Source organism: Photobacterium sanguinicancri, assembly GCF_002265265.1.
In the GTDB taxonomy this organism is placed as follows: Bacteria; Pseudomonadota; Gammaproteobacteria; order Enterobacterales; family Vibrionaceae; genus Photobacterium; species Photobacterium sanguinicancri.
This window is the reverse complement of the sequence record NZ_NOIF01000168.1, coordinates 1-11,139: the sequence shown is the minus strand read 5'-3', so window position 1 is coordinate 11,139 and position 11,139 is coordinate 1. Positions and strand designations below refer to the sequence as shown.

Sequence of the window (11,139 nt, the reverse complement as noted above, 5' to 3'; positions counted from 1 at the left end):
TAATTATACATTCAGGGCTGTTTATATGAAATATTTAGATGTACGTCACCTTCTTAGAACTCTTGGTTTTTGAATTAGTTAAAGAGTGGGGCGTAGTTGTGTGACGCTGGTCTCGTTAATGTTTTGTTGCGGTATTAGATACAAATAAGATCGAGCGAGATCATGCTTTAGGCTTTAAATGACTTAATTCGCACTTAAATAAAGTTTTGCGAGGATATGAAATTAATTACCGTTATGAGTTTCGTTTGTGCTTTCTTCTCTCTTGGTTATAGCTTAATTAGCCCCATGTTTATTGCTTGTGTAAAGGTGATTTTCTTTGATACTAGGTTGTCTAGTGCAGATTCACTTAGCATCAAGACTGCATCATCACTTGATGGTGGTTTTGAGTGGATCTTTAGGGGCTTACCTGCATGATATTTGGACCATAATTGGCTGTCGACAAGATAAATATGGATGTCGTTTGGTAATTGCGTACTTCTTTTAACAAAAAGTTGTAACCACCAACTGGCACGTCGAAGTCCTGGTTGCCCTTCAAGCTTATTTGTTTGCGTTATCTGCTGCTGGCTAATGGCACGTTGTGTTGCTAATGCAATACCGAGTGAACCAGGGTAGCTTTCAGCAAAGGGATTATTGAATTGCCCATCGTAAGAGCAAGCCCAAGAGGTTGAACTTGCTCCTAATAATGAGAGTACCAATAATAGTTTTGATACTTTCATGTACACTCCATGTGTATGACTAGCTTGAGATAACTAGCACTATGGTGTAACGATATTAAACCAGAAATTAAAGGTATCTAGCATGCCAACAAAGTCCTTAAAGACTTGCTCGTTACCTTTGACTTTAATATCACCATCAGCAATGGCTTTCTCCAATGTGATATTACCTAACTGCACATCGTCGAGAGCGGCTTTGGTCAGCGTTAATGTGACATCAGGTTTGTCGGATAATTTTGTGGTGTGGTTAAGTACAGAATTTTCAATATATAACGTGTACTTTTCATCTAAATCGGTGAAATCAATATTAATTGATAAATTTTTGCCAGCGGCTTTTTCTGGCAGTATACGCACCGCGAGATAATCGAATAGCATCTCTGGTGGCATATTTTTAATGATATCTGGCGAGGCTGTTGTCGTGCCTCCCGCACTTGGTGTGCCATTGCGCAGTTCATTGGCGCCCTGAAGGTATACAGATCGCCAAGGACCTGATTCGGCTTGGTAGCCTAACTGTTCATACGTGTCTGCAAGTAGCATTTTGCCATTTTTACTGTCAGGGTTTGCAAAAACAACGTGCTTCATCACTTCAGCAACCCAGCGGTATTCTCCTTTATCAAAGTCGGCTTTTGCTTTGCTAATCGCAGCGTCTTCACCACCCATGTATTCAACGTATTTTTGTGCGGCATCGGCGGGGGGGAGGTTATTGAGGTCTGATGGATTACCTGAATACCAGCCCATGTAGCGTTGATAGACAGCACGGCTGTTATGGCGCAACGTACCGTAATAGCCTCGGGTGCTCCAGTTTTTATCCAGTGAATCAGGGAAATGGATAACCTCTGAAATTTCAGACCCGATATAACCTTGATTCATCAAGCGGACGGTTTGATCGTGGGTGTATTTGTACATATCACGTTGTTTTTTGAAGTAATCGACAATATCGGCTTGTCCCCATAATGGCCAATGGTGACTTTGGAACTTCACTTCTACCTCATCACCCCATGTTTCAATGGTTTCTTGGAGGTAGCCTGACCACTTCAATGCATCACGTACTTGTGCGCCACGGAGAGTAAGTATGTTATGCATGGTATTGGTGCTATTTTCTGCCATCCATAATGCTTTTTTGTCGGGGAACCAAGTGTTGATCTCTGTTGGCGCCTCAGAACCAGGCGTGTATTGGAATACCATTTTAATGCCGTCGACGGTACGTTCATCGCCTGTTTTCTCAATAATGTCAGTTGGCTTAATCAGGGTTGCAAGGCCTGTAGAGGTGGTTTGGCCTAAGCCACCATTTACACCACTAAATTCATCGCGAGGGAGTAGGGCACCATACATATAAATCGCACGTCGGCCCATGGCATTGCCGGCAATAACATTTTCTGACACCGCATGTTCAGTAAAGCCATGGGAAGCAATAATGGTGACTTTGCCATCGATGACATCTTGTTCGTTAACAATACCGCGTACACCGCCAAAATGGTCAATATGACTATGGCTATACACTACCGCTACTACTGGTCGCTCGCCAAGCTCACTGTTAATAAAATCTAATGCGGCCTTGGCGGTTTCTTGCGAAATGAGAGGGTCAAAAACAATCCAACCCGTTTTGCCTTTGATGAAGGTAATATTACTGAGATCATAGCCGCGAACCTGGTAGATCCCATCGGTCACTTCAAATAAGCCATTAATCATATTGAGTTGGGCATTACGCCACAGGCTTGGATTTACGCTATCAGGGGAAGGGTTTTCAAGGGTGATAAATTTTTTATAGGCTTCCAAATCCCAAACAACATCACCTTTTCCGTTCTTTATTGTCACAGTATCTTGCTTGGCAATAAGGCCTCGTTGCGCATCGTCGAAGTCTTTTTTATCTTTAAAGGGAAGGGTATCTAAAACGATTTGGTTGGCATCTATGGTGGCTTGTGTTGCGGGCTTAGGATCAACCGCGTAGCTATGAAAAGCAATGACGGTTGTCAGCAACGCAATCGCGTAGTGCTTCATATTCACTCCTTTGAATGAGTCAGTGAGATCATAGTCAACACTAGTCAAGATTAAAAAATGTTCAAATCTTATGCGTTTATGCGCTTAGCAATATAATCAACTTGGATGTAAATCCGAAGGGCGTGATGAAGAGGGGCTGGAAAGTGAATGTTAGCTCATTCTGTAACTCCGATTTAAAAGATGCAGATAATTGGGTGATTTTTTTGTCGGCAAGTAGGTCTACTTTTCTGGGGTTTTATGCAGCAATAAATACGAGCGAACAGCCAAACCTTGAAGCTCGTCACTCAATTTAACGTAAAAATTGATTAATCGCATGGTTATTGGCGCATTGAGTGCATACTGTGGCCAGTGAAAGCATTTATAGAAGTAATAAGGTTACGAATATGTCTGATGTACCAGTATCTGTAGTTAGTGCAGCTGAAGCAATCCAACCCGTAGCGGAGTCTTCAGGTTCAATTTGGGGATATGTAGCAGGCGGTGTTGCTCTACTTGTCCTAGCTGGTTTCTTTGGCTATAAAAAAATTAATAAGCCAGCATTCATTATCAGTCAGGTACGTAAAAGAAACCTGAAAGAAATGAAGAAACAAGGTGTGGAAAGTTCTGAGTTTTCTATCGATCTTGATAAGCTACTTGATTCAGTACTTAACTACGCGAACGCGAACAATAAAACCGGTAATGATGTCGTTAAAATCATTAGCCCGCTGAACGATTCTAATCGTATTAAGAATCCAAGTGATATGTACAAAGCAATGATTCACATTGCAAATGAAATGAATGATGTTTCACTTGCGCGTGAGTTTAAGAACAAGTCTAAAATGGTTAAAGCAAGTTCACCTTTAATGGCTGGCCTGCTAAAGCGCGCGGGTATCTAAACCTCGCATTTACATTGCTGATTTAATACAGAAACCACTGGTTATTCGCCAGTGGTTTTTTTATGTTCATGGATTAGTAAAGAAAGCCGTTATTGAATTAATGACGTTGTTAAAACATTATATTGCTCTATTTCTTCTTTGGTCATCCAATGTATGTCATTAGCTGGCGCAGCATCTAGCGTGTACCAGTAAAAATCAGGGTTAATGTTTATTTCCTGATAGTAATCTAAATATGGTTGGTGTTCTTCGTGGTTGCGAGGAAGATCTTTGCCAGACTGCCCACTAGAATCTGACCAACTATGAACGCCGATTTTAGGCAGTGCATCATCGGCGGTGCGCTGAGTGCCAGCCAAGAATAAATCAGTCCCTCCGCTTGCGATCATGGCACTGTTAACAAGGTGTGTGGCAATGCCATTTTCATGGATTTCTGCTGATAGCAGTAGGTTGATCTCATCATCTGCGCTGCCTGGAATACTTTGTATGTTGAAGGTAGCCACAGAAGGGAATTGTGTGCGCATATCATCAAAGGCGTCTAATGACCCAGAGCAAATAACACCACCAAGCGTTGCTTCGTTTACGCTTGTTACCGTAAAGGTCAGTGGTTTATCCCCTTCAAGTTCAGAATAACTGCATTGTGATGTAAATGTATTTGGGTCGTTGGTTGTTGTATTACAACCGACGAGTAGCAAGCTTAAACTGATCGCGATACTTAAATTTTTCATACTATCCCTGTTATTTATAGATTTCTATCCATGTACTACTTAGCAAAGTATTGCAGTATTTTAACATCAATTGAAAGGTGTTTTTTGTAAATGATATTGCAGTATGAAAGGCGTATATTTTGGTAGGGTAATTTTGATAGGTGATTTCAAAATAAACTGATACATTCTGCAAAAATCTGCTGATATGCAAGCTTGATCACTGTAATGAGCTGGTCACTTTCTTCATCGGTGCGGTAAATGCACATCATATGAGAGTCAGTGCAAACCTTTTAGCAAAGTGCTACAAATGTACTGAACAAATCTTTTCTATAATAAGATCACTTATTTATCATATAGGGTAAGTCATGACTTATCGTTTTACGACAGAGGCCAAAATCGCTTGCGAAGAATGTGGGCTCGTCATGTCTGTTCCCGTGCTAGACGAAGGCGAGAAAGCAACATGCCCACGTTGTCATCATGGCGTGGTGAAACAGATTAACCAGCCGTTTCAGCGTCCCATGGCTTTTGGTATAGCTACGCTCGTGATGTTAGCGTTAAGTGTCAGTTTTCCCTTTATGTCGTTTAGTGTGCAAGGGTTAAATCAAAACATCACTTTGTTGCACGCGGCATTCATGCTTCAACACTTTGAAAATAGCTTACTGGCATTATTGTTACTGCTGACTGTCGTGATTTTGCCGGGGTGCTATATCGTGATGGTGATGTATTTGTATCGTCAGACTGCCCATATTCAGAAGGGAACCTTCTATAAAGCCAATAAGAATATGGTAAAGCGTGTGGCGAGGTTACTTTTTCATATTGAACCTTGGCTCATGGTTGACGTCTTTTTGATTGGCGTATTAGTGAGCTTAATTAAAATAGCGTCGCTGGCCGATGTGGGCTTAGGCATGTCCTTTTGGGCGTTCTGTATTTATACGGGCTTGGTTGTTAAGTTTGTTTCTATGGTCGATCGCACGTGGTTATGGCATCAAATAGAGCCTTTACAACCATTAGCTGGAGTGAACGAAGGCGATAGCCATATCTCGGGTAATCATGAAAGCTGCCATTTATGCGCTCAGCTGAACCCGCCAGTTAGCAACGTACTCCATCAAGGTCCTAATCAACACAAACCGCCTAAATGCCATCGCTGTGGTAGCCGATTACATCCGTACGATCCAGCGCGCAGTTTGCAACGTGCGTGGGCGTTATTACTGACCTCTATGGTGTTTTATATTCCCGCGAACCTATATCCCATAATGTATACCGTGAGCTTAGGGCAAACCGAAGGCTCAACAATCATGGGAGGGGTCGTATTGTTGTGGAAGTTAGGATCTTATCCCATTGCGTTTGTGATCTTTTTTGCCAGCGTGATTATCCCACTAGCAAAAATGATGGCTTTGATATGGTTGTTTATTCATGCTCAGCGCGGTAATGAAAGCTCCGCTCAACAAGCGATTCAAAGTTTGAAAATTTACCGGATGACTGAATTTATTGGCCGTTGGTCGATGATAGATATTTTTGTGGTTGCTATCTTAGTGGCACTGGTTCAACTACATAATTTGATGGCGATTTTCCCTGGGCCTGCGGCATTATCTTTTGCGGCTGTAGTGGTATTTACCATGCTATCAGCCATGAGCTTTGATCCTCGTGTTTTTTGGACACAAAGTTCAAAATCCAAGATGCCACAAGCATCTTCTACTTCTGATATTCCAAGCAATGGCAATGATGATGTGTTATTGCCTTTCAATGAGAACAAGCACTATGAGTGATAACAAGCCAACACAGGCTGAAGTACAAAAAACAAAGCAGTTTTCAACCATCTGGCTCGTACCTCTTGTGGCTGTAGCCATTGGTATTTGGATGTTGATTCAATTTGTTGGCAGTAAAGGACCAACAGTCACACTAACTTTGAAAACCGCAGAAGGGATTGAAGTTGGTAAAACAGAAATTAAGTCGCTCAATGTAAAAGTGGGAGTGATCACTAGCGTAAAATTAAGTGATGATTATACCTACATCACCGCGACGGCTCAGATGAACAAAGATGCTGCTCGTATGTTGAAAGAAGATACATTGTTTTGGGTAGTGAAGCCGCGTATTGGCAAAGAGGGGATCTCTGGTTTAGATACTTTGCTTTCTGGCGCTTATTTGGAACTTCAACCTGGCCGCGCTGAAAAAGAAAAGTTGGACTTCACCGTACTGGAAACGCCTCCCGTTGCTCCGCCTGATGCGAAGGGACTTCGCATAGTATTAACTCATCGTGAAGCGGGCAAGTTAAGCATTACTGATCCTGTATTATATGAGGGTTTCACGGTTGGGCGAGTGGAAAAAGTCAGCTTTGATCCTGCAACTAAAAAAGCAAATTATCAGCTTTTTATCTTCCAGCCATACGATAGCTTGATCCGTAAACATACTAAATTTTGGCTAAGTTCTGGCGTCGATTTACAAATGTCTGCGGAAGGTTTTAACTTGAAAATTGGCTCGGTAGAGTCTCTGATCACCGGAGGCGTGAGTTTCCGAGTTCCTAAAGGTGCAGAGCCTGGTGAGCAAGTCACTAAACAACAAGCTCGGTTCAAGTTGTACAGTAATTTCAAGCAAGTAAGAGAGCGTGTGTTCGATCAGTACTTAGAATACGTGATGATGTTTGATGAATCTGTACGCGGGCTAAATGTTGGTGCACCTGTTGAATACCGTGGTATCCGCATTGGTACGGTGAAGAAAGTGCCGTTGCATTTGCCATCAAAAGAACAGGGCTTTTCGACTAAGCAAATCCCCGTTCTTGTTCGCATTGAATTAGGTCGTGTCTATAAAAATATTGATGCAGCCGATCTGCAAGCACTCAAACACAGCTTATCAAATGAATTTGCTAAAGGCTTACGTGCGACACTGAAAACAGGCAGCTTTTTAACTGGTGCTTTGTTTATCGACACTGAAGTATATGAAAAAGCGGATAGGTACCCGATCAAGCATTATGACCAATACGACATTTTCCCAACCCAAGCGGGCGGCTTTGCTGAAATTCAAAAGCAAGTTACGACCTTGTTGGATAAATTTAATGATCTACCGTTAGAAGAAACATTAGGTTCACTCAATAACAGCTTAATTGCTTCTCAGAAGACATTACGTTCAGCGCAAAGTGTAGCGGATTCGTTGAATAGCATTCTTGAACAAAAAGACACGAAAGCAATTCCGGCTGATGTGCGTAAGAGTTTGCAAGATATTCAAACTACATTGAATGGTTTTGGTCCAGATGCTGCGCCGTATCAGAATTTAGAGCAAGCTATTGCACGATTTGAAAATGTATTAGCAGAACTAGAACCAGTATTGCGACAATTGAACGAAAAGCCAAACTCGTTAATTTTCAGTAGTGAACAAGCAAAAGATCCTGTTCCAGCAGCAAAAGGACAAGAATAATGAAAACATGGTTAGTCGGTGGAATAGCAGCGGTCGCATTACTCACGGGGTGCAGTAGTCAGCCAGAGGTGACACGCTCGACCTATTTACTGCCACCAATATCAAATTCTGTGATAGCAGCTAGTCCAATACCGCAAGGGCAATCACAAGCATTGCTGGTGGTGCGCCCTGTTGAAATGGCGGCTCACTTAGCAGGTATGGGATTGGTGTATCAAGTGAGTGATACTGAAATCGTCCAAGCGCAGCAAAATACCTGGGCCGACAGCATTACACAGCAATTAACGCGGCGTATCACAGCGGATCTACGTGCTAAGCAAAAACGGTATTGGCCAAGTGAGTTAACACCTGCGATGTCATCAGCGGGGCAAGCAAAGCTGCAAGTTAAATTCACTCAGTTTAATGGTCGATATACAGGAAATGCTGAGTTAATGGGGGAGTATTTGGTGATAGATAAAGACGGTAAACTGCAAGGCGTTTACCCTTTTAAACTGCAAGTGCCGTTGGCGCAATCTGGCTACGATGCACAAGTAAATGCACTATCACAAGGTGTTGATCAGCTAACAACACAGATTGCTCAACGGTTAATAACAAAGTAAACATACAATGATTATTGTGTGTTTATGATTTGAAGCTGCCCGAATGACCTGCGTTCAAGCGCAGTCGTATGGGTTAAGATTTCATACGGTAATACCCATTTATCCAGCACTCTGGCAATTCTTCTCCAGAAGGAAACGCCAGTTGCTGTTTATCAATCGCAACAGGGTCTGCAAGATCTTCTCCTGATTGATATTGCACGGTAACGTGTTGGGTAAATGGGTTTATTAAAGACGACATATCAACGACATCGACTAAATCCCCAGTACGCATTTCTTTCAGAAACATAACATTGCCCCTATCTTTCATTGCTTCAAACAGAATGCTGATAACCAGATTATGGACATCTTAGTCATCGCATCTCGTTGTACCCCTAATTATGGTTGATTTCTGTCTAACCGCGACTTCTTACTTTCTTTCATTTTCTGAGGGTCTTACCTCAATAAGCCTATATATCAACAAAGAGGCTAAGGTCACGGTTTTCATCGGTATTTTCAGATTATTGTTTGTGATTGTTTATGCTGAATAAATCAGTGAACTATGGCGGTGACTAGATGCAGAGCTTTGATTGGGGTATTGATCTTGGTGGTACGAAAATAGAGTGTGCGGTGCTAGAAAAAAACACAGGTCACTGTGTGTTAAGACGGCGAATAGCAACAGAGCGAGAGCAAGGTTATAACCATATTCTTACACAGATCCAGCGGCTTGTTCACCGTTGTTCAGAGGAGGTTGGTACGTACCCTGAACGCATAGGTTTTGGTACGCCAGGTACGTTAGACCCTAGCACTCATGTGATGAAAAACTGTAATTCTACCGAGCTAAATGGTCAGCCGTTAGATACCGATTTACAGCAATTACTGGGTGTGAAAGTCGTACTGGACAATGACGCAAACTGTTTTGCATTGGCTGAGTCTCGGCTAGGTATTGTACCTGTGGTGAATCCACATGCCGAAGTCGTGTTTGGTATTATCATGGGGACAGGTGTCGGTGCAGGGATTGTTGTCAATGGCAAAGTGCTGCAAGGGTGTCATGGTATTGCGGGTGAGTGGGGACATAACGTTTTGGATCCAACCGGTAAACAGTGCTATTGCGGTAAACAGGGGTGTGTTGAAACGGTCTTATCAGGGCCAGGATTGGAAGCGTATTATCATCAACTATCAGGCATTGAGTGTGGTTTACCCGATATTGTTACTCGAGCAGAGCAACAAGAACAAGCGGCACAACAAACCTTAGATAGGCTCGTCTCTCAATTTGGGTTAGCGGTTGCGGCTATCATTAATGTGCTAGATCCGGATGTGATTGTGGTTGGTGGCGGTGTCGGTAATATTGAGTATCTTTACCAGCATGCAGAGCAAGCGATCTTGCCACACTTATTTAACCCAAAGCTAGCAACACGGATTGTAAAGCCAGCCTTAGGAGATAGTGCAGGGGTGTTTGGGGCTGCCATGCTCGTCGCAAACTGAGCTGACGTGGTTATTCTATGGTTAGATGTACACCTTTGTTAGCGTTATCTTCAGACGATAAAAAATGGCTTCCGAAGAAGCCATTATCACCACGTTTTAACTAGTAAATGACGACTAGTATTCCCAGTGCTCAATACTGTGAGCGCCAGTGAATTGGTTTGCAAAGTAATCTTCACAAGTACCTTCACGCCATACATCGGCTGTTGCACAGTGTAGGCCGCCACCAAATGCGTAAGCATCGCGTAGGTCGACAGGAATAACATCAAAGCCAAGCTTATCAAATTGTTCCATTTGTCCTTTTTCAGACGCTTCCACACACACGGTTTTATGGTCAAGAATCAAGGTATTCATTGATAGCCATGTGCTTGAGTAACATAGTGGTGGTGGGTTATCCCATGCAGGGCTAACTGCTTCAACGATTTCCCAATCATTTTTCTCAAAGATTTCACGTTGGCCTTTGAACAATGGGCGGTTAGGGTTAAGCAGCATCAATCCCGGACGTAGCGGACAGAAAGTTGCATCGATATGGATAGGGTGGTTATCTTCAAAGCTTAGAGTATGTACACGGTAGCCTTGAGCTTCATATTTACGTTTAATCCAGCGAATACCAGCAAGGTTAGTGGTTAAGCCGTGTTGAACGAAGATGTCTTTACCCAAGCGCATTACGTCAGCAGCATCAAATAGAATGTCTGTTTCTTTGGTGCTGTACTCTTTACGAAGTGAGCGCTCCATGGTTTCTTCGTCAGAAAGGTATTCGTATGCTGCAACATAGTCCATACGGAAACTATCATCAGATAGACGTGGGCGTGGTGCTTGCTCAATCATACATTGGTTGTCTGATTCGAAGTATTCACGTAGAAGATCAACGTATGCTAGGTACTCAAAGTAACGGCTACGGAAGCTCATTGGTGCCATTAGAATGCTTTTACCCATGGTGAGTAAGCAGTCACGAGGTGGCATAACACCGAAACCAGAGCTGATTGAGAAATCAGGCGTGGTAATACGTTCGTTCCAATCTACCGCTCCTGGGCGGTCAACTGTAATTCCGCGTGTTTCTAATATTTTTGCAAAACCATTTAGGCATTCATTAGCACGGTCGATAGACTCTTGAGTACGACGACCTGCTTTACTGCCACGCATTGGTGAGTCAGCTGGGATTTTTTCATTACTTGCAGGGCAAGCTTCTGGAATATGTTGGTTATCTGCAATACCTACAATAACATGGCGTAGTGGATCGAAATCGTTATAAGATTCAACATGAAGGCCTTGGCGAACATAAGGGACACCAGAATCTTTTCTTTCTAGAGGGTGAGAGGCATTTGGATATAGGTCGTTAGAAACACTCATTGCAAAATCTCCAATAACATGACTCATATACACATCAGACGCT

At 42.7% G+C, this 11,139-nt stretch carries 10 protein-coding genes; 5 read left to right on the top strand and 5 right to left on the bottom strand.

Translation table 11 applies throughout. The features are described 5' to 3' along the window. Positions 1-266: 266 nt before the first annotated feature. A complete protein-coding gene (locus tag ASV53_RS19355) occupies positions 267-716 on the bottom strand; it encodes a hypothetical protein (protein WP_094958295.1) in 450 nt (149 codons plus the stop codon). 39 nt (positions 717-755) lie between these two features. Continuing rightward, positions 756-2,711 (bottom strand): alkyl/aryl-sulfatase, encoded by a 1,956-nt coding sequence (locus tag ASV53_RS19350; protein ID WP_094958294.1) that lies wholly within the window; start codon positions 2,709-2,711, stop codon positions 756-758. A gap of 383 nt (positions 2,712-3,094) precedes the next feature. Here ASV53_RS19350 and ASV53_RS19345 point away from each other — a divergent pair, with 383 nt between their 5' ends. Then, complete coding sequence (locus ASV53_RS19345) at positions 3,095-3,583, top strand: hypothetical protein (protein ID WP_094958293.1); 489 nt, start codon at positions 3,095-3,097, stop codon at positions 3,581-3,583. 89 nt (positions 3,584-3,672) lie between these two features. Here ASV53_RS19345 and ASV53_RS19340 read toward each other — a convergent pair whose 3' ends face one another. Continuing rightward, entirely contained in the window at positions 3,673-4,305 is a 633-nt protein-coding gene (locus ASV53_RS19340; protein ID WP_094958292.1) for a hypothetical protein, read from the bottom strand. Between the two features lie 344 nt (positions 4,306-4,649). On the opposite strand from ASV53_RS19340, the gene ASV53_RS19335 reads away from it, so the two are divergent. The 3 genes from ASV53_RS19335 to ASV53_RS19325 are packed head-to-tail and all read left to right on the top strand — an operon-like array spanning position 4,650 to position 8,288. Then, the gene (locus tag ASV53_RS19335; RefSeq protein ID WP_094958291.1) at positions 4,650-6,050 is read left to right on the top strand and encodes a paraquat-inducible protein A; all 1,401 of its coding nucleotides are present in this window, start codon (positions 4,650-4,652) and stop codon (positions 6,048-6,050) included. Next, positions 6,043-7,692, top strand: a complete 1,650-nt coding sequence (pqiB, locus tag ASV53_RS19330) for an intermembrane transport protein PqiB (protein WP_094958290.1) — start codon at positions 6,043-6,045, stop codon at positions 7,690-7,692. The genes ASV53_RS19335 and pqiB overlap by 8 nt, the downstream gene beginning before the upstream one ends. Continuing rightward, the gene (locus ASV53_RS19325) at positions 7,692-8,288 is read left to right on the top strand and encodes a PqiC family protein (protein WP_094958289.1); all 597 of its coding nucleotides are present in this window, start codon (positions 7,692-7,694) and stop codon (positions 8,286-8,288) included. The genes pqiB and ASV53_RS19325 overlap by 1 nt, the downstream gene beginning before the upstream one ends. Positions 8,289-8,361: 73 nt before the next feature. Here ASV53_RS19325 and ASV53_RS19320 read toward each other — a convergent pair whose 3' ends face one another. Beyond that, positions 8,362-8,574 (bottom strand): acetyltransferase, encoded by a 213-nt coding sequence (locus tag ASV53_RS19320; RefSeq protein WP_094958288.1) that lies wholly within the window; start codon positions 8,572-8,574, stop codon positions 8,362-8,364. A 266-nt stretch (positions 8,575-8,840) separates the two neighbouring features. Between ASV53_RS19320 and ASV53_RS19315 the strand changes: the two genes are divergently transcribed. After that, positions 8,841-9,749, top strand: a complete 909-nt coding sequence (locus ASV53_RS19315) for an ROK family protein (RefSeq protein ID WP_094958287.1) — start codon at positions 8,841-8,843, stop codon at positions 9,747-9,749. A gap of 114 nt (positions 9,750-9,863) precedes the next feature. Here the strand turns inward: ASV53_RS19315 and ASV53_RS19310 are convergent. After that, a partial coding sequence (locus tag ASV53_RS19310) for a hypothetical protein (RefSeq protein WP_338091423.1) occupies positions 9,864-11,139 on the bottom strand: 1,276 nt, incomplete at its 5' end.

Coding starts and splice junctions, on each gene's coding strand:
- ASV53_RS19320 (WP_094958288.1), bottom strand. CDS start 8,574: ATGTTTCTGAAAGAAATGCGTACTGGGGATTTAGTCGATGTCGTTGAT.
- ASV53_RS19355 (WP_094958295.1), bottom strand. CDS start 716: ATGAAAGTATCAAAACTATTATTGGTACTCTCATTATTAGGAGCAAGT.
- ASV53_RS19340 (WP_094958292.1), bottom strand. CDS start 4,305: ATGAAAAATTTAAGTATCGCGATCAGTTTAAGCTTGCTACTCGTCGGT.
- ASV53_RS19335 (WP_094958291.1), top strand. CDS start 4,650: ATGACTTATCGTTTTACGACAGAGGCCAAAATCGCTTGCGAAGAATGT.
- ASV53_RS19325 (WP_094958289.1), top strand. CDS start 7,692: ATGAAAACATGGTTAGTCGGTGGAATAGCAGCGGTCGCATTACTCACG.
- ASV53_RS19350 (WP_094958294.1), bottom strand. CDS start 2,711: ATGAAGCACTACGCGATTGCGTTGCTGACAACCGTCATTGCTTTTCAT.
- ASV53_RS19315 (WP_094958287.1), top strand. CDS start 8,841: ATGCAGAGCTTTGATTGGGGTATTGATCTTGGTGGTACGAAAATAGAG.
- pqiB (WP_094958290.1), top strand. CDS start 6,043: ATGAGTGATAACAAGCCAACACAGGCTGAAGTACAAAAAACAAAGCAG.
- ASV53_RS19345 (WP_094958293.1), top strand. CDS start 3,095: ATGTCTGATGTACCAGTATCTGTAGTTAGTGCAGCTGAAGCAATCCAA.